General features: G+C 69.7%; 22 protein-coding genes. 8 read left to right on the top strand and 14 right to left on the bottom strand.

Going from position 1 to position 24,279, the window contains the following annotated elements:
- Nucleotides 1-90 precede the first annotated feature (90 nt).
- Entirely contained in the window at nt 91-1,704 is a 1,614-nt protein-coding gene (locus ACZ5IK_RS11995) for a succinic semialdehyde dehydrogenase (protein WP_465487720.1), read from the top strand.
- Between the two features lie 82 nt (nt 1,705-1,786).
- Here the strand turns inward: ACZ5IK_RS11995 and ACZ5IK_RS11990 are convergent, their stop codons facing one another.
- The 8 genes from ACZ5IK_RS11990 to ACZ5IK_RS11955 form a co-directional block, all read right to left on the bottom strand.
- Nucleotides 1,787-4,813, bottom strand: a complete 3,027-nt coding sequence (locus ACZ5IK_RS11990) for a helix-turn-helix transcriptional regulator (RefSeq protein ID WP_465487719.1) — start codon at nt 4,811-4,813, stop codon at nt 1,787-1,789.
- A gap of 63 nt (nt 4,814-4,876) precedes the next feature.
- Complete coding sequence (locus ACZ5IK_RS11985; RefSeq protein WP_465487718.1) at nt 4,877-5,089, bottom strand: hypothetical protein; 213 nt, start codon at nt 5,087-5,089, stop codon at nt 4,877-4,879.
- A gap of 164 nt (nt 5,090-5,253) precedes the next feature.
- A complete protein-coding gene (locus ACZ5IK_RS11980; protein WP_101606475.1) occupies nt 5,254-5,463 on the bottom strand; it encodes a DUF397 domain-containing protein in 210 nt (69 codons plus the stop codon).
- Between the two features lie 12 nt (nt 5,464-5,475).
- Nucleotides 5,476-6,360: a helix-turn-helix domain-containing protein gene (locus tag ACZ5IK_RS11975; protein ID WP_465487717.1), complete on the bottom strand. Its 885-nt coding sequence runs from the start codon at nt 6,358-6,360 to the stop codon at nt 5,476-5,478.
- 460 nt (nt 6,361-6,820) lie between these two features.
- A complete protein-coding gene (locus ACZ5IK_RS11970) occupies nt 6,821-7,720 on the bottom strand; it encodes an acyl-CoA thioesterase (RefSeq protein ID WP_465487716.1) in 900 nt (299 codons plus the stop codon).
- 93 nt (nt 7,721-7,813) lie between these two features.
- Nucleotides 7,814-9,238, bottom strand: a complete 1,425-nt coding sequence (gene pyk / locus ACZ5IK_RS11965) for a pyruvate kinase (RefSeq protein ID WP_101606472.1) — start codon at nt 9,236-9,238, stop codon at nt 7,814-7,816.
- Between the two features lie 110 nt (nt 9,239-9,348).
- Nucleotides 9,349-10,014 carry a DUF2461 domain-containing protein gene (locus ACZ5IK_RS11960; protein WP_465487715.1) on the bottom strand — a complete coding sequence of 222 codons (666 nt, stop codon included), beginning with the start codon at nt 10,012-10,014 and terminating at the stop codon, nt 9,349-9,351.
- Between the two features lie 97 nt (nt 10,015-10,111).
- A complete protein-coding gene (locus ACZ5IK_RS11955) occupies nt 10,112-11,332 on the bottom strand; it encodes a glycoside hydrolase family 18 protein (protein ID WP_465487714.1) in 1,221 nt (406 codons plus the stop codon).
- A 345-nt stretch (nt 11,333-11,677) separates the two neighbouring features.
- Here ACZ5IK_RS11955 and ACZ5IK_RS11950 point away from each other — a divergent pair, with 345 nt between their 5' ends.
- The 3 genes from ACZ5IK_RS11950 (at nt 11,678) to ACZ5IK_RS11940 (ending at nt 14,203) form a co-directional block, all read left to right on the top strand.
- Nucleotides 11,678-12,148 carry a group II truncated hemoglobin gene (locus ACZ5IK_RS11950; protein ID WP_465487713.1) on the top strand — a complete coding sequence of 157 codons (471 nt, stop codon included), beginning with the start codon at nt 11,678-11,680 and terminating at the stop codon, nt 12,146-12,148.
- A 36-nt stretch (nt 12,149-12,184) separates the two neighbouring features.
- Nucleotides 12,185-13,627, top strand: a complete 1,443-nt coding sequence (locus tag ACZ5IK_RS11945; RefSeq protein WP_465487712.1) for an aromatic amino acid ammonia-lyase — start codon at nt 12,185-12,187, stop codon at nt 13,625-13,627.
- Between the two features lie 138 nt (nt 13,628-13,765).
- Nucleotides 13,766-14,203, top strand: a complete 438-nt coding sequence (locus ACZ5IK_RS11940; RefSeq protein ID WP_465487711.1) for a VOC family protein — start codon at nt 13,766-13,768, stop codon at nt 14,201-14,203.
- Here ACZ5IK_RS11940 and ACZ5IK_RS11935 read toward each other — a convergent pair whose 3' ends face one another.
- Nucleotides 14,204-15,715, bottom strand: a complete 1,512-nt coding sequence (locus tag ACZ5IK_RS11935) for an amidohydrolase family protein (RefSeq protein WP_465487710.1) — start codon at nt 15,713-15,715, stop codon at nt 14,204-14,206. It abuts the gene before it with no gap.
- A 132-nt stretch (nt 15,716-15,847) separates the two neighbouring features.
- Nucleotides 15,848-16,873, bottom strand: coding sequence for a 6-phosphofructokinase (locus ACZ5IK_RS11930; RefSeq protein WP_101606465.1), 1,026 nt, complete (start codon nt 16,871-16,873; stop codon nt 15,848-15,850).
- 285 nt (nt 16,874-17,158) lie between these two features.
- Here ACZ5IK_RS11930 and ACZ5IK_RS11925 point away from each other — a divergent pair, with 285 nt between their 5' ends.
- Nucleotides 17,159-18,235: a 3-deoxy-7-phosphoheptulonate synthase gene (locus ACZ5IK_RS11925; RefSeq protein ID WP_465487709.1), complete on the top strand. Its 1,077-nt coding sequence runs from the start codon at nt 17,159-17,161 to the stop codon at nt 18,233-18,235.
- A 188-nt stretch (nt 18,236-18,423) separates the two neighbouring features.
- Here the strand turns inward: ACZ5IK_RS11925 and ACZ5IK_RS11920 are convergent, their stop codons facing one another.
- Both ACZ5IK_RS11920 and ACZ5IK_RS11915 read right to left on the bottom strand, forming a co-directional pair.
- Nucleotides 18,424-18,909, bottom strand: coding sequence for a polyadenylate-specific 3'-exoribonuclease AS (locus tag ACZ5IK_RS11920; protein ID WP_101606463.1), 486 nt, complete (start codon nt 18,907-18,909; stop codon nt 18,424-18,426).
- A gap of 20 nt (nt 18,910-18,929) precedes the next feature.
- Nucleotides 18,930-19,691, bottom strand: a complete 762-nt coding sequence (locus ACZ5IK_RS11915; RefSeq protein ID WP_101606462.1) for a lysophospholipid acyltransferase family protein — start codon at nt 19,689-19,691, stop codon at nt 18,930-18,932.
- Between the two features lie 214 nt (nt 19,692-19,905).
- Between ACZ5IK_RS11915 and ACZ5IK_RS11910 the strand changes: the two genes are divergently transcribed.
- The 3 genes from ACZ5IK_RS11910 to ACZ5IK_RS11900 are packed head-to-tail and all read left to right on the top strand — an operon-like array spanning nt 19,906 to nt 22,384.
- Nucleotides 19,906-20,676, top strand: coding sequence for an alpha/beta hydrolase (locus tag ACZ5IK_RS11910; protein ID WP_410602189.1), 771 nt, complete (start codon nt 19,906-19,908; stop codon nt 20,674-20,676).
- Nucleotides 20,673-21,221 carry a hypothetical protein gene (locus tag ACZ5IK_RS11905; RefSeq protein WP_465487708.1) on the top strand — a complete coding sequence of 183 codons (549 nt, stop codon included), beginning with the start codon at nt 20,673-20,675 and terminating at the stop codon, nt 21,219-21,221. The genes ACZ5IK_RS11910 and ACZ5IK_RS11905 overlap by 4 nt, the downstream gene beginning before the upstream one ends.
- A 20-nt stretch (nt 21,222-21,241) precedes the next feature.
- Nucleotides 21,242-22,384 (top strand): glutamate--cysteine ligase, encoded by a 1,143-nt coding sequence (locus ACZ5IK_RS11900; RefSeq protein ID WP_465487707.1) that lies wholly within the window; start codon nt 21,242-21,244, stop codon nt 22,382-22,384.
- A gap of 58 nt (nt 22,385-22,442) precedes the next feature.
- On the opposite strand, the gene ACZ5IK_RS11895 is transcribed toward ACZ5IK_RS11900, so the two are convergent.
- Together ACZ5IK_RS11895 and ACZ5IK_RS11890 are read right to left on the bottom strand one after the other, a co-directional pair.
- Nucleotides 22,443-23,312 (bottom strand): NUDIX domain-containing protein, encoded by an 870-nt coding sequence (locus ACZ5IK_RS11895; protein ID WP_465487706.1) that lies wholly within the window; start codon nt 23,310-23,312, stop codon nt 22,443-22,445.
- A gap of 4 nt (nt 23,313-23,316) precedes the next feature.
- A complete protein-coding gene (locus ACZ5IK_RS11890) occupies nt 23,317-24,276 on the bottom strand; it encodes an ROK family protein (RefSeq protein WP_465488011.1) in 960 nt (319 codons plus the stop codon).
- Nucleotides 24,277-24,279: the final 3 nt, after the last annotated feature.

Genomic DNA, 24,279 nt, shown 5'->3' with positions numbered 1-24,279 from the left:
TCTCCATACCGGCAGTATGCTGTACTCGTCGGTAACACCTGGGCTCTGCGTGGCGCCTCCCGGCTCCACGCGGCATGGAACGGAGACGGCATGACGAGCACGACACCGGCGAGCGCGGGCCACCACACCGAAGGTCCGGCCACCATCGGCGGCGTTTCCGGCGCCCCGGCCACGGCCAGGGCGGAACGGCTCGTGTCCCGGGTCGTGGGTGGCAAGGACTCGGCACCGGTCCAGATGCGCGCCCCGTTCACCGGACGGCCGATCGTGACGCTCCCCCAGGCCACCGACGCCGACGTCCGCGCCGTGTTCGACCAGGCGCGGGAGGCGCAGCGCTCGTGGGCCGAGCGGCCGGTCGAGGACCGTCAGCGCATCCTGATCCGTCTGCACGACCTGGTCCTGAAGCGTCAGGAAGAGGCGCTCGACCTCGTGCAGATCGAGGCGGGCAAGGCCAGGATGGACGCCTTCGACGAGGTCAGCGCCACCGCGCTCGTGGCCGCCTACTACGGCAAGCACAGCGCGAAGTTCCTTTCGCCGCGCCGCGCCGCGGGTCTGATCCCGGTACTGACGAAGGTCGGCGAGATCCGGCACCCCAAGGGCGTCGTCGGGATCATCTCGCCGTGGAACTACCCCCTCGCCCTCACCGCGATGGACGTCCTGCCCGCGCTCGCGGCGGGCAACGCCGTCGTGCAGAAGCCGGACAACCAGACCGCGCTCTCGGCGCTGTGGCTGCAGGAAATCGCCGAGGAGGCCGGGCTGCCCGCCGGCGTCTGGCAGATCGTGCTCGGCCGCGGCTCGCAGATCGGCGACGCGCTGGTCGAAGAGTCGGACTACCTGTGCTTCACCGGATCCACGCCGACGGGCAAGGGCCTCGCCGCGAAGGTGGCGGAACGGCTGACGAGCTATTCGCTGGAGCTCGGCGGCAAGAACCCGATGATCGTGCTGCCCGACGCGGACATCGCCAAGACCGCCACGGGCGCGGTGACCGCGTGCTTCTCCTCCGCGGGCCAGCTGTGCGTTTCGGTCGAGCGGATCTACGTCCACGAGTCCATCCGCGAGGAGTTCACGCGGGCCTTCGTCGCGAAAACCGCCGCGGTGCGGCTCGGTGGCGCGCTCGACTACCGGGCGCAGATGGGCTCGCTGACCTCGGAAGACCAGCTGGCGACGGTGTCGGCGCACGTCGAGGACGCCCGCTCCAAGGGCGCGACGGTGCTCACCGGCGGCAAGGCACGGCCGGACCTCGGCCCGCTGTTCTACGAGCCGACCGTCCTCACCGACGTCACCGAGGACGTCAAGCTGTTCGCCGAAGAGACCTTCGGGCCGGTCGTGTCGATCTACGGCTACACCGACGTCACCGACGCGATCGAGCGCGCCAACGACACGCGGTTCGGGTTGAACGCGAGCGTGTGGTCGCGCAACGGCCGGGCGGGCTGGGAGGTCGCGGCGCGGCTGAAGGCCGGGACCGTCAACGTGAACGAAGGCTTCGCGGCGACCTTCGGGACCGTGGGACTGCCGATGGGCGGGATGAAGGAGTCCGGCGTCGGACGGCGCAACGGCGCCGAAGGCCTGCTCAAATACACCGAGGCCCAGGCGATCGCGGTGCAGCGCGGGATGCCGCTGCGCCCCGGTCGCGGAATCCCGCCAAAGCTCTGGGCGCGAGCCCTGAGCACGAGCCTGAAGGCGCTTCGCCGCCTCCCGCGCCGCTGACCCGTCCCCCACCCCACGCAATTCGTCCTCTAGTTGCGGTAGTTGCGCATGCAAGGACCGCAACTAGAGGACGAAACGCGGGTCAGGAGGACGTCGTCGGGGCGGCCAGCAGGCCCCGGTCGTAAGCGATCGCGACGGCCTCGGCCCGGCGGCTCGCGCCGAGTTTCGCCATCACGCGCGAAAGGTGGACGCTCACCGTCTTCTCGCTGATGTACAGCTCCTCGCCGACCTGCCGGTTGGTCCGGCCGAGCGCGACACGCTCCAGCACGTCCCGCTCCCGGTCGGTGAGAGGATCGACGACGTCACGCCGCGGAGCCGCGGGCGCCCCGGGAAGCTCGACGCGCGCCCGGTGACTCAGGTCCTGGACGGCTTCGCGCAGCGGGCAGGCACCCAGCTTGTCGGCCACCGCGTGCGCGGCCAGCAGCTCCGACGCGGCGAGCGCAGTGTTCCCATCGGACGCCAGCAGGGACTTCGCGTGCTGAAGACGGCACATGGCCTGCTCGTACACCGCGCCGTACCCGAACGCCTCGACCGCCTTCGCCCACAGCGCCGGGTCTCCAGCGCCGCGCAGACAACTGCCCAGCGCCTCGAGCCGGGCGAGCCACGCCAGTGCCTCCGGGCCGAGCGACACCGAACGCGGGATGCCGTGTTCGGCGCACCGGCGTCCGTGGGCGAGCATCTTCTCGCCCGACTCCACCGCGGCGTCCACGGTCGCCTGATCCCCGCGGACCCGGGCTTCGGCGGCCTGCGCGACAGCGGCCGCGAGGCCGTGCACGCTGATCCGGATCCCCCCGAGCACCGCGGGTTCGACCTCTTCGAGCCAGTCGATCAGCTCGTGCGCCTGCCGCACCGCACCCGCGTTGTCCCCGCGCCAGGTCGCGAGCTGGATGGCGGCGTCCGCCGACGCGAGCGCTATCGAGTAGTCCGCGCTCCAGTGCCGGTGCAGACTGGGCAGGATCTTGTCCGCGTCCGCGAACCGGCCCCGTCCGACGACGAACTGCGCCCAGATCCCCAGGAACCGCCCGGCGACGACGCTCGAAACGCCGCGGCCCGCGCGGCCGGCGTCGTCGTCTTCCGGCCAGTCCCCGCTGATGTAGCGCAGCGTGAGGTGCTTGGTCCGCAGCTCGATCCCGAACGAACTCCAGGTCAGCCCGGTTTCCTTGGCCCGTTGGATGCCCTTGGCGTAGTACTTCAGCGCGGAAGGGATCTCCGCCCTGTCGTCGTAGCTCAGCCCGAGGAAGTGCAGCGCCCGCAGTTCGCCGTTGAGCGCGCCGGAATCCCGCGCCTTCCGCTCGGCCTGGCGCAGCCGCTCTCGCGCCTCCTCGACGTCTCCCGCCGAATCGGCCAGCGTGCCGAGCGAGACCAGTGCGGCCGCTTCCGCTCCGCCGGCACCGATGGCCCTGGCGTCGGCGACCGCGGCCAGCGCGCATTGCAGCGCCTCGTCGTGCCTGTCGATCAGCCGCAGGATCCCCGCCCTGGTGGCGAGCACCCAGGCCCGCGCGGAACTCGCCTCGGTGTGTTCGACCAGGCTCCATGCCTTGTCGATCGCCGCGACGACCTCGTCGAGCGTGCCGTCGACCGAAAGCAGCGCTTCCGCGTGCCGTCGCCAGACCTTGGCGGCCCGTTCGCTGCCGTTGTCCGGGCCGAGCGCCTCGGTCGCGGACCGCGAATACGCGACCGCCCGCTCCGGCTCCCCCGACGTGCTCGCGAAGTAGGACGCCTCGTGCAGCAGCCGGAGTTCGTCGACGTCCGACGGCCGGTCCGGCGCGGGCACGGCGTCCCAGATGGACAGTGCCTGCTCGACGTGGCGCAACGCGGAACCGGGCGCGCCCAGCCTCTCGGCCTCGTCCATCGCGCGCAGCAACGCGGCCAGCGCGCCGACGAAGTCCTTGCTCTCCAGGCTGTGGTGCGCGAGCCGCGCGTCCTGGCCCCGGCCCTGCGTCCTGGTGCGGATCCGCGACGCGTAGGCCGCGTGCATGCGCACCCGCTCCCCCGGCAGCAGGTCGCCGTACACCGCTTCCTGCAGCAACGCGTGGCGGAAGGTGTAGAAGCCGTTCTCGATCACCAGTACGTGATGCTGCACCGCCTCGCGCAGTGCCTCGTCGAGTTCGAGCTCGTCCAGCCCGGAGATCTCGGCGAGCGCGGCGTGCGCCACGGCGTCCTTGGCGACCGAGACCACGCGCAGCACCCGGCGGGTGATCTGGGAAAGCTGTTCCACCCGGGCGAGGAGCACTTCGGCCAGCCCGGCGGGGAGGTCACGGCAGTCCTTCGCGGAGGCGAGCAGCTCCTCGACGAAGAACGGATTGCCCTCGGACCGGGAGACGATGTCGGCGATCATGTCCTGGCCGATCGGCTCGTCGGCCAGCGCCTCGACGAACGCGCGCGCGTCCTCGGCGCCGAACGGCTTGACCTCGACGCGCTCGACCGCGCCCAGCCGCACCACCTCGGACAGCAGCCCCCGCAGCGGATGCCGCCGGTGGACGTCCTCCTCGCGATAGCTCGCCACCACCAGCAACCGCTGGGTGCGCAGCCTCGTCATCAGGAAGGACAGCAGGTTCCGGGTGGAGCCGTCGGCCCAGTGCAGATCCTCCAGCAGGATCACCACCGGCCGGCGCTGCGCGATGACGGTCAGCACCCCCAGTACCGCGTCGAACAGCTGGAGCTGGCCGAGGTCCTGTTCGGGCCTGAGCCGTTGCGTCGACACCCGTTCGCTCGCGGTGAGCTGACCGTCTTCGATGGCGGGGAAGTCCTCCGCCTGCTGCATCTGCGGGAGCAGCCTGCCCAGCGCCGGCCGGGCACGGACCGCGGCGGTGACCGCGGGGTCGGACGTCGTCGCCAGCGGCGCCAGGGCCTCGGCGAACGGAAGATAAGGAAGACCGCCCTCATGGACGTCGATACAGCGCCCGGTGAGCACCAGGGCGCCCGCGCCGGCGGTGTACTCGCCGAGCGCGGTCAGGAGGCGGGTTTTGCCGACGCCGGCGTCTCCGGAGAGCAGCACCGCGCCGGCCTCTGCCCGTTCTGCACGGGCGAAGGCGGCGCGGAGCTGCCGCATCTCCTGAGTGCGGGCGACGATCGGGATTCCGGAGCCAAGACGGGGCACGAGGTGCATTCTTGCCTACCGGGCCGACAACTTCGCCTGGGTTTCGGTCGAGAGCTTCATCGCACTCGACCTCTACCGGGTGATCTCGCCGCTGCGAGCGGGCATCTGCCCGGTCTCGCGGCGCTGCTGGGCGGGCACCTGGACCTCGGCACGGTGCGCGCGGATCCTCTTGCTCACCCGGCGGGCCTTGTCGACCCACACGCTGCGGCCTGCCCGCTGCAGCTCTTCCCTGCGGTACTCGACCTCGGCCAGTACTCCGGTGAGCAGGGCGTCGTTCGTGTTCATCACTGTTTCCCCTTAGGAACTCATCCACTTGTTCGGTAGTGATGAGATTCGTCCTGAGGGGTGCCCCGCGGCATCGGGTGATCGCCTACACCCGGACGTGATTCGACCCCTTACTCCTGCCCATCCCCTGCTCGGGAGGCGTAAGGGGTCGAATTCCTCGATCTCTAGTCGTGTGCCGGGCCACTCGGGCGCACGGCGCCGAGCAGCCCCCGCCAAGCGTGCGGCGAGAGGCGGAAGGCACCTCCCTCGGGGTCCTTGGAGTCCCTCAGCGCGGCACCGGAACCGGTGAAGGCGACCTCGACGCAGTCGTTGCCGCCCCCGCTGTGGCTGCTCTTGCGCCACTGGGCCTGGGAAAGATCATCGTTGGGCGTCATGCTCCCCACTCCTTACTCGTTTCCGGTTCTCTCCGGCAGGGCCGCCTGTTCGGCGAACCTTCCGGCGGCCTCGGCGATCACCGCGACCGAGTCGTCCGGCTTCAACGCGGCGGCACGCAGATGGTCGAACATCAACGCGTATCGCCGGACGTCCGGTGGTTCCTCCAGGTAGAGGCCCGTGGAGGTGCTGTCGACGTAGACCACGTCGGTGTCGGCCAGTTCGGGGAAGCCCATGACGAGGAACGGACCCTCCATCCCGGGGTGGGCACCCGCGCCGAACGGCACGATCTGGATGGTCACGTTCGCCTTCGCGGCCATCGTGACCATCCGGTACAGCTGTTCCGCCATCACCTCGGGCCCGTCGACCGTGCGATGCAGGACCGCCTCGTCCATCACGGCCCAGTACTCCGGGGGCGAAGGATCGGTCAGCAGCTCCTGGCGCGCCATCCTCGCGGCCACCCTGCGCCTGATCTCGGCTTCCTCGGCGTCGGGCCGCATCGCCCTGATCACGGCCCTGGCGTACCGCTCTGTCTGCAGCAGGCCCGGCACCAGCAGCGCTTGGAACGCTCGCAGCGAACTCGCGTCCGCCTCCAGACCGACGAAGGTGCCGGTGAACACCTCGTTGTACGCGTGCCACCAGCCGCGTTTGCGGGCTTCCCTGGCCAGCTGGACGAGCGCTTCCTGCTCGTCGCCGGCGATGCCGTAGAGCTCGAGCATGTCGCGCGCGTCGCGCGGGGTGACGCCGACGTGGCCGGTCTCGATCCGGCTGACCTTCGACGCCGAGCATTCGAGCTTCTCGCTCACTTCGTCGATGGTGAGGTCGGCCGCCTCGCGCAACCGCCTCAATTCGCTCGCCAGTCTCCGGCGGCGCACGGTGGGTCCCTGACCCCTCGTCATCACGGCACCTCCACAGGCTGTCCGGCAAAACCGATCACGACGCGGCGAGGAGAACAGTGTTCAGGAACCTCGCTCGAAGCACATCTAACCAGCCCGAGACACATTCGGTGAGATGGTCACCCGACCATTTCCCGACACGTCCGGATTTTCATCCTGCAATTTGCAGATTGCCGTTGTAGGTTGTGCGTTGTGCAACGCGGTACGCCCACCTTCATCGGTGACGGCGGATCCGCTCGCGGCACGGGCGCGGGGCCGCGAGCTGCACCGATGGGCTTCCGGAAGGATACCCGTCGAAGCCGGATTCACCCCCGGTGCAGGGCCGGAGCCGTCCCCCGATCGGTTCCGGCCCTCCCTTTATGCCCGCAGCCATTAGGTAATGCTCTGGCTCCAGATGTTAATGCATTTCGCCATTCCCTCTAAAGGGTGGACAAGGCGCCTCTTCGATGCGGAACGTCACCGTTCACACCACCCGGAGAAGGCCTTCCTGCACAACGGTGGCGATGTGCGTTCCGTCCGCGGCGAAGAACCGTCCCGTGGCCAGACCGCGGGCACCCGACGCTGTCGGGGACGCGCTGTCGTAGAGGAACCACTCGTCGGCCCGGAACGGGCGGTGGAACCAGAGCGCGTGGTCGAGGCTCGCGCCGATCACCTTGTCGAGGTCCCAGTAGACGCCGTGGCGCGCGAGGACCGAGTCCAGGAGCGTCATGTCGGAGGCGTAGGTGAGGACGCAGACGTGCAGCAACTGCTGGTCCGGGAGCTTGCCGTCGGCCCGCATCCAGACCTGGTTCCTGGCGGGGCGCTCCCCCGACTCGCGGGTCACCCACGGCGGATCGTTGACGTACCGCAGGTCGATCGGGCGCGGCCGGTCGCGGAAGCCGTCGAAGAAGCCCTCGGCCCGCTCCTGCAGCGTCGGCAGCGACTCGGGGTCCGGGACGTCCGGCATGCCCTCGGAGTGCTCGATGCCACCCTCGTCCTTCTGGAACGAGGCGGACAGGGAGAAGATCGCCTTGCCGTGCTGGATGCCGACGACACGGCGGGTGGTGAACGAGCGGCCGTCGCGAATGCGGTCGACCTCGTAGACGATCGGGACACTCGGGTCACCGCCGCGGATGAAGTACGCGTGCAGCGAGTGGACCTTCCGCTCCTCGGGCACGGTGCGGCCGGCGGCGACGAGCGCCTGCCCCGCGACCTGCCCGCCGAACACCCGCACCGGCGAATGCGCCGGTGAGACGCCGCGGAAGATGTTCTCTTCGATCTTCTCCAAGTCCAGCAGCGCGACCAGCCTGTCGAGTACCGGCTGACCGCCGACGCCGCCGGTGCTGTCGAAGCCGGCCGCGGCCTCCCTGGCCATCTCAGTCATGTACCGAACCTTAGGCCGTAAGGGTGCTTCGGACCCCTGCGAGGCGGGACGTTTGTCGCGAAGGCCACCTTCGGGACGCTTTGGGTGCCCGCGTCAGGCGTGGTCGTCTTCGCCGAGGCGGTGCACCCGGATGAGGTTGGTCGAGCCGACGGTTCCCGGCGGGGAGCCCGCGACGATGACCACCAGATCGCCCTTGGCGTACTTGCCCATTTCGAGCATCGCGTGGTCGACCTGCTGGATCATCTGGTCGGTGGAGTCGACCTTCGGCACGATCCGCGTCGTGGTGCCCCAGGTCATCGCGAGCTGGCTGCGGACACTCTCCTCCGGCGTGAAGGCCAGCAGCGGCAGCCGCGTGTGCAGCCGCGCGAGCCGCCGGACGGTGTCGCCGGACTGGGTGAAGGCGACCAGAGCCTTGGCGTTCAGCCGCTCGCCGATGTCACGGGCCGCGTAGGAGATGACGCCGCGCTTGGTGCGCGGGACGTGCGACAGGGGCGGCACGACCGGGGAGTCGGTCTCGACGGCTTCGATGATCCGGCCCATGGTCTTGACCACGTCGATGGCGTAGCGGCCGACGCTCGTCTCGCCCGAAAGCATGAGGGCGTCCGCGCCGTCGAGCACCGCGTTGGCGACGTCCGAGGCCTCCGCGCGGGTCGGGCGGGAGCTGTTGATCATCGACTCGAGCATCTGCGTCGCGACGATGACCGGCTTCGCGTTCTCGCGGGCGATCTGGATGGTGCGCTTCTGCACCAGCGGGACCTGCTCCAGCGGGAGTTCCACGCCCAGGTCGCCACGAGCGATCATCACCGCGTCGAAGGCGAGCACGATGGCTTCGAGGTTGTAGACCGCTTCGGGCTTCTCGATCTTCGCGACCACCGGGAGGCGGCCCTTGCCCACGCGGTCCATCACCTGGTGGACCAGGTCGATGTCGGCGGGCGAGCGGACGAACGACAGCGCGATGAAGTCCACGCCGAGTTCGAGCGCGAACTCGAGGTCCTCGATGTCCTTTTCGGACAGCGCGGGCACGGAGACGTCCATACCCGGCAGGGAGACGCCCTTGTTGTTGCTGACGGGGCCGCCTTCGGTGACCTCGCACACGACGTCCGGGCCCTCGACGTCCTTGACCACGAGGCCGACCTTGCCGTCGTCCACGAGGAGACGGTCGCCGGGCTTCGCGTCGTCGGCGAGTCCTTTGTAGGTGGTCGAGACACGGTCATGGGTGCCCGCGACGTCCTCGACGGTGATCCGCACGATGTCGCCGTTGTGCCACTCGACCGGCCCGCCCGCGAAGGTGCCGAGACGGATCTTCGGCCCCTGGAGGTCGGCGAGGATGCCCACCGCGCGGCCGGATTCGGCGGCTGCGGTGCGGATGAGGTCGTAGACCTGCTTGTGGTCGCCGTGTGTCCCGTGGCTGAAGTTCATCCTCGCGACGTCCATCCCGGCGTCGACGAGTTGCCGCATCTTCTCCGGCGTAGCGGTCGCGGGGCCAAGGGTACAAACGATCTTCGCGCGTCGGCTCACGTTCGCACAGCGTAGTCCCTCATCGGAGCTACGTCTTTACCGATACCGAAAGTTCAAGAAAAGTGTCAGTTCACCAGGGCGCCCCGCAACCATCGAACGAGGTTCGACGGTTATCGGCGCGGCTTCTCGCTCGGCCCGACACGGTCCCGCGCCCACTCGTTGAACGCGCGGACCTGCCGCCACGCCTTCCGCACCCGGTCGAGCGCGCCGGGTTCGTGCAGGACGTCGTCCGGCTCCCAGCCCCGGACGGCGTACACGGAGCGGTACTTCAGCAGGTCGATGCGGGGGTGATCCTCCGCGAACCCGCGCGGCTTCGACTTGAGCCTGTCGCCCTTGATCTCCCAGCCCGCCTTCTCCAGCTTCGCGAGGATCTTGGCCAGCTCGACACCCCGCAGTTCGGTGTCGACGGCCTTGCGGAACCGGGCGAGCTGATCGGACTCGAAGTGGAAGCAGCCGCCGCCGACGCGCAGCCCGGCCGGGCCGACCTCGACGTAGTACGCGCCACCGCCGCGGCCCTGCTCGATCACCGCGCCGCAGTGGGTCTTGTACGGCGTCTTGTCCTTGGCGAACCGGACGTCGCGATACGGGCGGAAGACCTTCCCCGTGCCGAAACCGTCGCCGAACTCCGGGACCAGTTCCGCGAGCAGCGCCTCCATCGGCGCGCGGACGTCGGCCTTGTAGGTGGCGAGGTTCGCGTCCCAGTAGGACTTGGAGTTGTCGGCCTCGAGACCGTCGTAGAAGTCGATGGCGTACTCACCGAAACCCTCGAAACCCATGCGGTGACGTTAATCCTCACCACCGACAAGCGCGTGAAGGCCCCCTTCACGCGGCTGAGCCGAGGGAAGGGGGCCTTCACGCGCGCCCGAGAGAGACTTACTTGGCCAGAGCGGTGATCAGCTCGCCGTCGGCGGTGTCACCGGACAGCTCCCAGAAGAAGGCGCCGCCGAGACCCTGGTTCTTGGCGTAGGTGACCTTGCCGCCGATGGTCGCCGGGGTGTCGTAGCTCCACCAGTCGCTGCCGCACTTGGCGTAGGCGGTGCCCGCGATGGTGCCGGTGGCCGGGCAGGTGTTCTTCAGGACCTTGTAGTCCTGGATGCCCGGCTCGGTCCCCGCCGCCGGACCGGTCGCGGTGCCGCCGGGGGCGTCCTGCGTGACGCCGGTCCAGCCGCGGCCGTAGAAGCCGATGCCCAGCAGCAGCTTGGTCGCCGGGACACCCTTGCTCTTGAGCTTCTGGATCGCGGCGTCGGAGTGGAAGCCGGCGGTCGGGATGCCCGCGTAGTCGTTCAGCGGCGAGTGCGGGGCCGTCGGGCCCTGTGCGGCCCAGGCGCCGAAGTAGTCGTAGGTCATGACGTTGTACCAGTCGAAGTACTGCGCGGCGCCGCCGTAGTCCGCGGCGTCGATCTTGCCGCCGTCGGTGCCGTCCGCGGTGATCGCGGCGGTGACCAGCTTCGAGCCGAACTTCGCCCGCAGCGCCTGCGCCAGATCCTTGATCGCGGCCGGGCCGCTGGTGTCACACGAGAGACCGCAGGCGTTCGGGTACTCCCAGTCGATGTCGATGCCGTCGAAGACACCGGCCCAACGCGGGTCGTTGACCAGGTTGTAGCAGGACTCGGCGAACTTGGCGGGGTTCTTCGCCGCCTCACCGAAGCCACCGGACCAGGTCCAGCCGCCGAAGGACCACAGCACCTTGAGGTTCGGGTACTTGGCCTTGAGCTTCTTGAGCTGGTTGAAGTTCCCGCGCAGCGCGCCGTTGTCCCAGGTGTCCGAGACACCGTCCACACTGGAGGCCGCGTCGTAGAACTTGCTGGTCGCCGCTTCGGCGTCACCGAGGGCGCAGCCACCGCCGGTCACGTTGCCGAACGAGTAGTTGATATGGGTCAGCTTGCTCGCCGAACCGGACGTGTCGATGTTCTTCACATGGTAGTTCCGCTGGTAGACGCCCCATTCGGCGAAGTACCCGAGTACCTTGCCGACCGAAGCGTCCTGCGCTTCCGGTGCGGCCGTGGCCTGCTGCGCCGGTGCGGCGACGGCCAGCGCGCCCAGCGCGACGGCGGCGGCGCCCACGATCGCGGTGAGCCTGCTCAAACGGGACATGCGTTCTCCCTTCACGGTCACCAGCGGTGACGAGAGGACTGCGGCGGGACACGCACAAGTTAAGTGGACTAGACCACTTCGTCAATGGTTCAGACCAAGACTTTCGGATGGACATTTTCGAACATTCCTCGATGAGAATATGTCGAAGAAGGCACCTTGCAGGATTTCCACGCCCGACACGCGCCATATCGCCGGTTCCGGGACGAGCACCCTTGCGAGGACAGTCAGTGAATAGGTAACGGCTCGAAGGTGCGGCACCCGGCACCGAAAGTAAGCGGTTGCCGCCGGATGGACGGTGGTGTTGCCTTGCCTGACCGGGGGATCACCGCACTGGGAGGACCTTACGTGACCGAGACGCCGACGTTGTACGACTGGGCGGGCGGGCTGGACGCCCTGCGACGGCTGACCGACATCTTCTACGGCCACGTCCTGAAGGACCCGTTGCTGGAGCCGGTCTTCCGCGGCATGGACCCCGGCCACCCCGAGCACGTCGCGGTCTGGCTCGCCGAGGTGTTCGGCGGGCCGGAGACCTACAGCGGCGAGCACGGCGGGCACCGGCACATGGTCGGGCGCCATCTCGGCAAGGGCATCACCGAAGAGCAGCGCCGACGCTGGGTGAACCTGCTCTTCGACGCCGCCGACGAGGCCGGGCTCCCAGCCGATCCCGAGTTCCGCTCCGCGTTCGCCGCGTATGTCGAGTGGGGCAGCAGGCTCGCGGTGATGTTCTCCCAGCCCGGCCGCGAGGTCTCCGTTCCCGAGCCGATGCCGAAGTGGGACTGGGGCAACCGCCCGCCCTGGCAGCCGCCTGCGGACTGATGGCTCATAGTGGTGCGGTCGTGAAAGGAGGCCGCCGTGATCCGGGTCGACGGCCGGACCCTGCGCTGCGCGGACGTCGTGACCGCCGCGGGCACCGAGGGACCGCTGGGCATTGACGTTTCGATCGCCGCGCTGCGCGGCGCCGAGAGCGCGTGGAAACTCGCCGAGGAGCTGAGCACGCGCCGGATCGTCTACGGCCGCACCACCGGTGTCGGCGCCAACAAGGAGGACCCGGTCGGCGAGGGCGAATCGCCGGATCACGGGCTGCGGCTGCTGCGCAGTCACGCCGGGGGCAGCGGCGACGTCATGTCCCCCGGCCAGACCAGGGCGATGATGCTGATCCGGCTCAACCAGCTGCTGGCAGGCCGCGCCGGGCTCAGCCCCGAGCTGATCGGGGCGCTGGCCGCCGCGGTGCGGACCGGGTCGCTGCCGCTGGTGCACCGGCTCGGCGCGATCGGCACCGGCGACCTCGCCCCGCTCGCGGAGACCGCGCTGGCCCTCACCGGCGAACGGCCGTGGCTGGCGGGCGGCGTGCCACCGGTTCCGGTGCAGGCGGGTGACGCGCTCGCGTTCATGAGCAGCAACGCCGCGACGCTCGCCGAGGCGACTCTCGCGGCCATGCGGCTCGACACGCTGACGCGGGCGAGTCACGTCGTCGCGGCGCTGACGTACATCGCGCTCGACGGGAACCCGGAGGCGTACGCGACTCCGGTGCACGAAGCTCGTCCGCACGCCGGGCAGGTCGCGTGCGCGGCCGAGATGCGGCGGCTGCTCGGGATGGAGGGCACGCCCAAACCCGGGCGGCGCATCCAGGACCCGTTCGGGCTCCGCGCGTTCCCGCAGGTGCAGGGGCCCGCGCTGGACGCGATCCACTACCTGCGCGACGTGCTCGCGGTGGAGATCAACGCCAGCACCGAGAACCCCATGATCTCGACGGTGCACCAGGACGCGTACCACCACGCGCATTTCCACACCGCGTACGTCTCGACCGCGCTCGACCAGGTGCGCGCGACCATCCACCAGGTCGCCGAGCTGTCGGTGGCCCGGCTGGGCGATCTGGTGGAGCCGGAGTTCACCGGGCTGCGGCCGTTCCTCGCGGCCGGGCCGTCGGGCAGTTCGGGCGTGATGATCCTGGAGTACGTCGCGCACGACGCGCTCACCGAACTGCGGCAGGCCGCGCTCCCGGCGACGCTGGGCACCGCCGTCGTCTCACGCGGGATCGAGGACCACGCGAGCTTCTCCACCCAGGCCGCGCGAGCGGCGACGGCGGCGGGGACGGCGTACCGGCAGGTGCTGGCGTGCGAACTGGTCGCGGCCGTCCGCGCGCTGCGGATGCGGAAGGCCGAACTCGTCGCCCTGCCCGCGCGGGACGCCTACGAGGCCGCCGCGGCCGTGCTCGACCCGAGCGTCGAGGACCGGCCGCTCACCGAGGACATCGCGCGTGCCGTGTCGCTCCTGGACACCCTCGCGCTCATCTGACCCCCGCGTTTCGTCCTCTAGTTGCGGTCCTTGGCCCGCGCAACTACCGCAACTAGAGGACTAATTGCGGGGAGGATGTCGAGAACGGTGAAGTGGCGTCGTCCCTGGGCCGGAAGCACCCACAGCGAGGAGATCTGCATGAGCATCCAGCGGATGGACCACGTCGGCGTCATCGTCAGCGACCTCACGGCCGCCGTCGCGTTCTTCGTCGATTTCGGACTCGAACTCCAGGGCAAGATGACGATGGAGAGCGAGCTCGCGGACCGCATCACCGCCGTCGACAAGGCCAAATCGGAGGTCGCGATGGTGCGCGTCCCCGGCGATCAAGGATGCCTCGAACTCATCCAGTACCTCACCCCTGAGGCTCACGCCGGTGACTCGCACGCCCCGGCCAACACGCTGGGCCTGCGCCACCTCGCCTTCCAGGTCGACGACGTCGAGGCCGTCCTCGACCGCGTGCGACCGCACGGCGCCGAACTCGTGGGCGAGGTCGTGAACTACGAGAACAGCTTCCGGCTCTGCTACCTGCGCGGACCCGACGGGATCATCATCGAACTCGCCGAAAAGCTCGGCTGATCAGCAACAGCAGCCCCGGCGGGCCAGGGAGTGGATCCGGGCGCTCGTGACCGGGCGGTTCGCGGCGACCTCGACGGCGTCGAGCATCTGGCGTCGCGTCGTCTTGTCGAGGACGCGGCCACGCGTGATCACCAGGTCGATCTTCGCGACGTTGCGGATGTCGGCGGCCGGGTTCGCGTCCAGCAGCACGAGATCCGCCTCCTTCCCCGCCGCGACGGTGCCCGAGGTCCGTTCCCTGCCGAGGAACTTCGCCGCGTCACCCGTGACGGTCTTCAGCGCCTGCACCGGTGAGAGCCCGGCCTCGACCAGGAAGGCGAGTTCCTCGTGCAGCCCGCTGCCGGGGAAGGTGTACGGGTTGAGACAGTCGGTGCCGCCGATGATCCCGACGCCCGCGTCGTGCGCGACCCCGACCAGCCGCAGCGTCTCCTGGTAGTACCGCTCCTGCAGGGCGATGTCCGCCGGAGTCTTCGGCGCGAACCGCTCGATGCCCAAGGCCCAGCTCTCGCGGATGTCCGCGGGCAGGTACTTCAGCCGCGCGTCCTGCTTGTGGGTTTCGGCGGGCTGGGTGACGACCCGGTTGATGGTCAGCGTCGGCGAATGCCAGGTGCCGTTGCGCCGCAACCGGTTGAAGTAGTTCCACGCCGCGTGGGGGCTGTACGCGGAGACCGACTCGAACTCCAGCTGCCGCGCCACGTTGAAGAAGGCACGCGGCGCCGCCGGGTCGTAAGGCAACGCGCTCAACCGGGCGAGGATCTCGTCGCGCCGGGAGGAGCAGTGGATGGAGACCCCGAAGAAGTGCTCGAAACTGTGCTGGCCGAGATCGCTCGCCTCGAAATGGGACACCTTGTACGGCCAGTGCCCGGAGAACCGCAGCCCCAGGTCCCGAGTCTCGTCCGCGACCGCGCGCAGTGCCTCCGGACCGAGATAGGAGTAGACCTTGACGAACTCGGCGCCCGCCGCCGCCTCCGCGCGGACGGCCGCCCGCGCCTCGGCGTCGGTCGACACCTGGAGCACCGGCGGGCTCAGGAGCGTGACCGGTCCGTCGACGATCCCGCTGCCCAGCACCATGCGCGGGCCCAGCAGCTCACCGCGTTCGATCTTGTCCCGGGACGCGCGGTTCTCCGCGTAACCCCACATCTCGCGGGCGCCCGTGACGCCGTGGACCAGGTGCAGCGGCGGGACGATCTCCTCGAGGTCCGCGCCGTGGGTGTGCATGTCCCACAGTCCCGGCATGAGGTACTTGCCGCGGCCGTCGATCACCCGCGCGACACCGGTTTCCGGGAGCTGCTCCGAGCCGCCGACCCAGGCGATCCGCTCGCCGACGAGGACGACGGAGACGTCACGCCGGGGGGCCGAACCCGTGCCGTCGATCAGCGTGACCCGGCTGATGACGACGATCTCGCCCGTGGCCGCCGCGGCCGTGCCGGGCAGCAGCCCGGCGAGCGCCACTCCGGTCCCGCTCGCGGCCAGCCATTTCAGGAACTCGCGCCTGCTGGATCCCGCTCCGGTCATGAGAACCCCCGCCCTTCCACCCAGATCCCCCGGGTGGCCGATTCAACTCGCCGCGAGGGCGGGGCCGCAAGGAAAGTGAAGGCCCCTTACCCGAGCTCAGCACAAGTAAGGGGCCTTCTCCTGTAACACAGCTCAGCCGAAGAAGACCTCGGCCTCTTCGTACCGCTCAGCCGGGACGGTCTTCAGTTCGGCGGTCGCTTCGGAGAGCTTGACGCGGACGATGTCCGTGCCGCGCAGCGCGACCATCACGCCGAAGTCGCCGTCGGCCACGGCGTCGACGGCGTTGAGGCCGAACCGGGTGGCGAGCACGCGGTCGTACGCCGTCGGGGTGCCGCCGCGCTGGACGTGCCCGAGCACGACCGCGCGGGACTCCTTGCCGGTGCGGGCGGCGATCTCGTCGGCCAGCCAGGTGCCGATCCCGCCGAGCCGGACGTGCCCGAAGGCGTCCTTCTCGCCGGTGAGCAGCTTCTCCTCGCCGCCTTCGGGCAGCGCGCCCTCGGCGACGACGATGATCGGCGCGAACTCCTTCTCGAAGCGGCGCTCGACCCACGAAACGACCTGGTCGACGTTGAAGTGCCGCTCCGGCACCAGGATCACGCTCGCGCCGCCGGCAAGGCCGGAGTGCAGCGCGATCCAGCCCGCGTGCCGCCCCATGACCTCGACGACCAGGGCGCGGTGGTGCGACTCGGCCGTGGTGTGCAGCCGGTCGATGGCCTCGGTGGCGATCGAGACCGCCGTGTCGAAGCCGAAGGTGTAGTCCGTGGCGCCGAGGTCGTTGTCGATCGTCTTGGGCACCCCGACGACGCCGATGCCGTCGTCCGTGAGCCGCTTCGCGACGCCGAGGGTGTCCTCGCCGCCGATCGCGATCAGGGCGTCGACCTGCTGCTCCGCGAGGACGGCCTTGATCTTGTCGACGCCGCCGTCGACCTTGTACGGGTTGGTCCGCGACGAGCGCAGGATCGTGCCGCCGCGGGTGAGGATGTCCTCGACGTCGTTCAGGCCGAGCGGGCGGCTGTCCCCGGTGAGGGGACCGTTCCAGCCGTTGCGGAACCCGACGAGGTCCCAGCCGTGCACCTCGATGCCCTTGCGCACCACAGCGCGGATCACCGCGTTGAGTCCCGGGCAGTCGCCACCGCCGGTCAGCACACCGACACGCATCAGAAGCCTCCGTCTTGTGTTCCGTAGAGATGACAGTCACATGTCCCGACGCCAGGGTAGCGGCAGTTCTCTGGATCGGTGCAGGGCGGACCACCTCGGGAATCGGTCCACGTCACGGGATGTGCTAGCTTGGCGTCGTGCAGCGCTATTTCTGGTTTACGAAGCCGGCCCCGGGTGGGCACGGCGGCGTGAACCTGCGCTGAGCGACCACCCCCGAGCCGGAATCACACCGGCTCGGCGAGTTCCCGCGGGTCGGTATCCCTTTCGAAAGGAACCAGACCCGCGATGTCTCCCTCCGCTGACACCCTGATCGCCCTCGACGGGCACCGCACGGCGGCCATCAACCCGCTGCTGTCGCCCGCGATGCTGCGGCACGAGCATCCGATGACGGCGGAAACCGCCGATACCGTCCTAGCCGGGCGGGCCTCGGCCGTCGACATCCTCGACGGCCGGGACGACCGGCTCCTCGTCGTCGTCGGGCCCTGCTCGGTGCACGACGCGGACGCCGCGCTCGACTACGCCCGCCGCCTCGCCGCCAAAGCCGAAGAACACCACCGCGACCTGCACATCGTCATGCGCGTCTACTTCGAGAAGCCGCGGACCACGCTCGGCTGGAAGGGCCTGATCAACGACCCCGGCCTCGACGGCACCTACGAGGTCAACCAGGGTCTCCGGATGGCGCGCAAACTGCTGCTCGACATCTCCGCGCTCGGCCTGCCGGTCGGCTGCGAATTCCTCGACCCGATCACCCCGCAGTTCATCTCCGACACCGTGACCTGGGGTTCCATCGGCGCGCGGACCGCGGCGAGCCAGGTGCACCGGCAGCTGTGCAGCGCGCTGTCGATGCCCGTGGGGATCAAGAACTCGACCGAGGGCGACGTCCAGGTCGCCGTCGACGCCACCCGCGCGGCCGGCGCGAGCCACGTGTTCGCCGGGATCAACCCCGACGGGCTCGCCGCGCTGATCACCACCGCCGGGAACGAGGACTGCCACGTCATCCTGCGCGGCAGCTCCGCCGGCCCCAACTACGACGCCGCGACGGTGGCCGACACGCTGGCACGGCTGGCGAAGTCGGGGCTGCCGGAGCGCGTGATCATCGACGCGAGCCACGGCAACAGCGCGAAGGACCACGTGCGCCAGGCCTCGGTCGTCCGCGAACTCGCCGGGCGGATCGGTGCCGGTGAGCGGGGCATCGCGGGGCTGATGCTGGAAAGCTTCCTGGTCGCCGGGCGGCAGGACCTGAAGCTGGGCTCGGCTTCCTCGCTGGCCTACGGGCAGTCGATCACGGACGCCTGCCTGGGGTGGGACACGACGGCCGAGCTGCTGGACACACTGGCGGAGGCCGTCGACGCGCGGCGGTGAGCGCTGGCGCGTTGGGTTCGCTTCACGGATGTCATGAAAGGGGCTTTCAGGACACTTTTTGTCCTGAAAGCCCCTTTCATGACACGCGGAGAGCGACCACACGGTCTCCCCAAGGGCGCCCTCCGCACTCACGTGAGCGGGGTATGGAACAGCGCCCCTTCGGCGAGTTTCCGGCAGCGCGCGACAGATCAACGCTGCCAGTAGGACTCGATGGTTCCCCACCGCTGGAAGTTGTGCCGCGCGTCCGCCAGGGCGTCGTGCTGGTCGTCCGGGGCGGCCGGGAGCTTCGGCTTGCCCGCGTCCTCCCAGCGTTGCCGCAGGTCACGCGTGAATCGCGGCAGCTGGCGCGGCAGCGCGGGCATCGGCCCCCACAGCTGCGCCAGCGCGACGTGGTCATAGGCGGCGAACCAGGCCCACAGTTCGATCCCGCCGGGCGGCTTGCCGAAGAACTCGAGCAGGTCCGTACGGATCTTCTCGCGGCTGCGCCACGCCGGGTCGGCGGGCGACGGGAGTTTCGGGAGCACGTTGTCGCGGACCCAGGGGCCCGCTTTGCCGGGGTCGAAATCGGTCGAGACCGCGTAGAACTCGCGGCCTCTTTCGTCCACGACACCGATCGACACCAGGTCGATCGTCACGCCGTCCTCGATGAATTCGGTGTCGTAGAAAAAGCGCACCGGAGAACCCTAGTGGGCGCTCAGCCGACCTTGGTGTCCGGGATGCGGGCGACGTCCTTGGCGGACGGCTGCGCGGGCACCTTCGGGCGGATCCCCGCCTCTTCGGCGGCGAGCAGTTCCTTCGCCTTGGCGGCGTAGATGTCGACGTATTCCTGGCCGGAGAGCTCCATGAGCGCGTACATGATCTCGTCGGTGATGGACCGCTCGATGAAGCGGTCGCCGGCGAGGCCCTCGTAGCGCGAGAAGTCGAGCGGCTTGCCGAACCGGATCTCGAGGCGGCGCGGCCACCACATCTTCGAGCCGATCGGGTTCACCTTGTCGGTGCCGACCATGGCCACCGGGACCACGAGGCCGCCGGAGTCGAGCGCGATCCGCGCGACGCCGGTCTTGCCCTTGTACAGACGGCCGTCCGGGGAGCGGGTGCCCTCGGGGTAGATGCCGAGCAGATGCCCTTCGCGGACCAGCCGGGTCGCGGTGTCGAGCGCGGCCTGCGCCGCGTTGCCGCCGGAGCGGTCGATCGGGAACTGGCCGACGCCGGTGAAGAACCACTTCTTCAGCAGGCCCTTGAGGCCCTTCTCGGTGAAGTACTCCGATTTGGCCGGGAAGGTCACCTTGCGCTTGACCCGCAGCGGCATGAAGAAGGAGTCCGCCACCGCCAGATGGTTGCCCGCGAGGATCACGCCACCGTCGTCGGGGATGTTCTCCGCACCGACCACCTTGGTGGGCCACAGCGCCTTGAGCAGTGGCCCGATAAACACGTGTTTCATGAGCCAGTACAGCACTGCGAAAACTCCTCCTTGCAGCTCAACCCCCGCGCCCGATGGTCAAGACTACGAATCGCGCACCCGCGGCACAACGAAGTCCACCCGGTTACCCGCACCCAGCGACGGATCTCACACCCGATCCGGCTCGATTCCGGCGACGGCCGGGGGCCCACAAGCCGCTCCGCTCGTGCGAACATAGTAGACCTACCCAGCTCTCACGGAAGGCGATCGCATGGCCGTCCTCGCCGGCGCGGAACCGTTCGCTCACACCGGTTCGACCGAAGCAGGTTTCCTGCTGTGCCACGGATTCACCGGCACCCCCGCGAGTATGCGGGCCTGGGGCGACCATCTGGCCGAGGCCGGGTACACGGTGCGCTGCCCGCTGCTCCCCGGACACGGGACCAGGTGGCAGGACATGAACCGGACAGGATGGGAAGACTGGTACGGCGCGGTCCGTGAAGAACTCCTGGCACTTCTCTCCACGTGCGACTCGGTGTTCGTCGCCGGGTTGTCGATGGGTGGGACGCTGACCCTGCGGCTGGCCGAGGAGTTCGGCGACCGGATCGCCGGGATCGTGCTCGTGAACCCCTCGATCATGCGCCGCGGCCTGGACACGAAGCTGCTTCCGCTGCTGGCGAACATGGTGCCGTCGGTGAAGGCGATCGCGAACGACATCGCGAAGCCGGGCGAGACCGAATTGGCCTACCCCCGCACCCCGGTCCGCGCGGCCGCGAGCCTGGCGAAGCTGTGGGCCGTCGTACGGCCGGACCTGGCCAAGGTCACGCAGCCCGTGCTGCTGCTCCACTCGGCCGTCGACCATGTGGTGGAGCCGGAGAACTCGCGGATCATCCTCGACGGGATCGGCAGCGAGGACGTCACCGAGGTGGTGCTGGAAAACAGCTTCCACGTCGCGACCCAAGACCACGACGCAAGCCTGATCTTCACGCGTACGGTGGACTTCGCCCGGTCCGTGCGCCGGGCGGGACAGGTGGACGCCGGATGAGCAGGGGCAAGGACGGGCCGGAGGACGTCGACGCGACGTTCGCCGAGATCGTGGCCGACCTCCGTGCGGAGGGCGTCGGGCTGTTCCCCGAGGGCGAACTCGAGAAGCCCGCCGGGAAGGCCACCGAAAAGGTCGAGAAATCCGAGACGGCCGAGAAGCCTGAGAAAGCTGAAAGGTCCTCGGAGAAAACGCCCCGGCCCGAGACGTCGGAGGCCGAACCCGAACCGGGCTGGCGAGGTGGCGGCACCAGCTGGGACAAGACCCTCTTCGAGGGCGACCCCGCCGGCTCGAGCGACGACGAGGGCCACTTCGTGCCGCCCGAGCCGCCTCCCCTGCCACGGCCGCGCAAGGGCGCGTTCATCGTCCTGCTGTTCTTCTTGCTCGGTCTCCTGCTCCTGATCGCGCCCACCCTGATCGGCATGGGCACGCGCCTCGGCACGCCGCTCGGCATCCTCGCCCTCGCGACCGCGATCGCGCTCCTCCTGCTGCGGGTCCGCCAGGGGCCGCCCCCCGGCGCGGATCCGCACAACGGCGCGCAGGTCTGAACTGCCGGACAATTCCGACCATGAAGATCGACTTCACTCCCTCGCGCCGGTCGACGGTCGGCGCGGAATGGGAGCTCGCCCTCGTCGACCGGCGGACCGGTGAACTCTCGTCGGTCGCGGAACAGGTGCTCGACGCCGTCCGTCCCGACGGCGAGGAGGAGCATCCGAAGATCAAACAGGAGCTGCTGCTCAACACCATCGAGGTGATCAGCGGCGTCTGCGACACGATCGCCGAGGTCAAAGCGGATCTGAACGAGTCGCTGGACGTCGTGCATTCGGTGCTCGACCCGCTGGGCGTGGAGCTGTTCTCGGCCGGGTCGCATCCGTTCTCGACGTGGTACCAGCAGAAGGTCACCGACAAGGAGCGGTACGCCAAGCTCATCGACCGGACCCAGTGGTGGGGACGGCAGATGCTGATCTACGGCGTCCACGTGCACGTCGGCCTCGACCACCGCGACAAGGCCCTGCCGATCCTGGACGCGCTGCTCAACTACGCGCCGCACCTGCAAGCCCTTTCGGCGTCCTCGCCGTACTGGGGCGCGGAGGACACCGGGTACGCGTCGAACCGCGCGCTGATGTTCCAGCAGTTGCCGACGGCGGGGCTGCCGTTCCAGTTCCGGAAGTGGACCGAGCTGGAGAGCTACGTCGACGACATGTTCACCACGGGCGTGATCGACCACTTCTCCGAGATCCGCTGGGACGTCCGGCCCGCCCCGCATTTCGGGACGATCGAGATGCGCGTGTGCGACGGGCTGCCCACGCTGGAGGAGGTCGGCGCGATCTCGGCGCTGACCCAATGCCTGGTCGACGACTTCAGCGCGCGCCTCGACGACGGCGAGATCCTGCCGACCCTCCCGCCGTGGCACGTCCAGGAGAACAAGTGGCGCGCGGCGCGCTACGGCGTCGACGCGATCGTCATCCTCGACGCCGCGGGTAACGAGCGGCCCGTCACCGAAGACACCTTCGACCTGTTGAACCGGCTCGAACCGGTGGCCCGGCGCCTGGACTGCGCCGACGAGCTGCGGTCGGTGGAGACGATCCTGCGCTACGGGCCCAGCTACCTGCGTCAGCGCGAGGTGGCGAAGCAGTACAACGGCAGCCTGCGCGCCGTCGTCGCCTCGCTCATCGCGGAGATGCGAGAGGGAAAGATCGCGCGCCCCTAACCCCGCGTTTCGTCCTCTAGTCGCGGTAGTCAGACGTCGAAGTACCGCAACTAGAGGACTAATTGCGGTCGAGGTGGGCCAGGAGGGTGCCGGGGCCGAGGGTGGAGGCGCCCAGGGCCTCGACGCGGGAACGGAGTTCCCGGTCGGCGGTCACGACGACGACGTGGTCTTCCGGTCCCTCGGCGCGAGCGGACCGGGCGACGGCGACGATCTGGGAGTCCCCGTCCGTCTCGGCGTCGACGACCTCGACACCGGGCACCGCCTCGACTCCCCGCGCCTTGCCCTCGACGACCAGCACGACCTTCGGCCACCACGACCACTCGCCGCCGCCGGGGAGCGCCGGATCGGCGAACCCGGTCCCGGCCAGGGTCGCGAGCTTGTCCCGCAACCGTTCCGCGGCGCCGCGCCGGTCGCGCCACCAGCCGTCTGGCCGCGATCCGACGACGTTCGCGCCGTCGACCACCAGCACCAGCCTGCGATCCAAGTGTTCCCTCAATCCCGGCCACGCCGTCGCGAAGTCCCGGTGCAGGCGGAAGCCCGCGACCTCGCCCGCGCGGACCCACCGCAGTTCCGCGCTCTCCGCGTTCTTCACCCTCGCCGAAAGCGTGCCGATCGGCGCGGCCAGGATCGTGGTGTAGCGCCAATTGCCGTGGTCGACGAGCGACGCCGCCAGCGGACGGACCCGGGTGGGCGGGATGTCGGCCTCTTCGTGTGCCTCACGGGTGGCGGCCTCACGAGGGCTCTCCCCCGCCTCGACCGCTCCCCCTGGCAACGCCCACGTGCGCCCGTGATGCACCCACCAGGCCCGGCGTTGCAGCAGGACACCGCGCGCGGGATCGGACAGCAGCAACCCGGCGGCACCGTTCAGACCCCAGTGAAGATGCCCGAAGTCGCATTTCACGAAGCCGTTGCCGTCTTGACGGGTCACGGCTTCAGCCTGTCACACCGACCTCGGCGCCGGGAGCCTTCGCCGCGTCGACGGCGAGTGCCGCGGCGCCGACGATGGCGGTGTCGTCCCCGTGCTGGGCCGCGCGGATCCGGGCCAGCGGCCGGTGCCCGGCGCCGGTGATCTTGCCCGCGTAATGCTCGCGCGCCTCGTCGAGGAACAGCGGAGCCGATTCGGACACCCCGCCGCCGATCACGATGATCTCGGGGTCGAAGACGTCGGCGACCAGCGCCAGTCCCTCGGCCAGCCACTTCGCCAGTTCGGTCATCGCGCGCTGGGCGATCGGGTCGCCGTCGCGGGCGGCACCGGCCACCCGCCGCCCGGTGACCGAGCCGGGGTCTCCCCTGGTCTCGCGCGCCAGCACGGTGGAGCGCCCGGGGTGCCGCGCGAGCAGTTCCACCGCCGTCGCGGCCAAGGCCGTCCCGCTGCAGTACCGCTCCCAGCAGCCGTACTTCCCGCACGGGCAGGCCCGCCCGCCGGGGACGACGGTCAGGTGCCCGAGTTCCGGCGCGACACCGTACGCGCCCCGGTAGATCTTGCCGTCGAGCAGCAGGCCGGCGCCGATCCCGGTGCCGAGCGCGATCAGCGCGGCGACATGGGCTCCTCGCGCGGCGCCGAAGCGGTACTCGCCTATCGCGGCGGCGTTCACGTCGTGTTCGAGGGTGACGGGAAGGCCGACGCGCTTCTCGATCCGGTCCGCGACCGGTGCGGCGCGCCACGACAGATGCGGCGCGAACATCACCGTCCGCCGGTCGTTGGCGACGAACCCGGCGACCGCGAGCCCGACACCGGAGACGTCGTGCCGGTTGCGGAGGTCTTCGACGACGCCCGCGATGGCGTCTTCGAGCGCGTTCTCCTCGCCGGGGGTACCCACCCTGGCGGTGTCCATCAGCGAGCCGTGCTCGTCCACCACGCCGGCGCGCACACTCGTGCCCCCGACGTCCACCCC

The organism is Amycolatopsis sp. NPDC031561 (genome assembly GCF_055580625.1).
This window is presented reverse-complemented; position numbering and strand designations above follow the sequence as displayed.